We start from the raw sequence: 570 nt of genomic DNA, 5'->3' as shown, positions 1-570 counted from the left end.
GAGCACAGTGGCTTGATAAGTATGTAAGAGTAGTATTAAGTGAATCAGTTTCCATTGCTTTAGAACTGGCTATTGTGGCAGGTACAGGAAAGGAACAACCTATAGGAATGCTTAAAAACTTAAAGGGTGCAGTAACAGAAGGAGTTTATACAGATAAAACTGCTACTCCTTTAAATGATTTAAAGCCAAGCACTTTAGGAAAAAGCATAATGGCTCCATTAACTAAGGAGGGTAAAAGAGCAGTTCCTTCAGTATTAATTTTAGTAAATCCCTTAGATTATTGGGAAAAAATCTTTGGTGCCACTACCTTTTTAACTAATCAAGGTACTTATGTACATGGAGTTATGCCTATACCCTGTGAAATAATTCAATCTGTAGCAGTACCAAAGGGAAAATTAATAGCTGGTATGGGTAAGGATTATTTTATGGGAATTGGTTCAGGACAAAAAATAGAGTATTCAGATGAATATAAATTCCTAGAGGATGAAAGAACATATTTAGTAAAACAATATGCCACAGGAAAGCCAAAAGATAATGATTCCTTCTTAATTTTTGACATAACTAAATTAA

Annotated in this window: 1 protein-coding gene; it reads left to right on the top strand. The window is 33.5% G+C overall.

The window, feature by feature from the left end:
* The coding region (locus tag GBZ86_RS16670) for a phage major capsid family protein (protein ID WP_207707492.1) at positions 1–570 on the top strand (570 nt) is incomplete at both ends.

The organism is Clostridium tarantellae, from assembly GCF_009295725.1.
Taxonomy (GTDB): domain Bacteria; phylum Bacillota; class Clostridia; order Clostridiales; family Clostridiaceae; genus Sarcina; species Sarcina tarantellae.
Note: the sequence above shows the minus strand (reverse complement) of the source record. Positions and strands in the feature narration are given on the sequence as shown.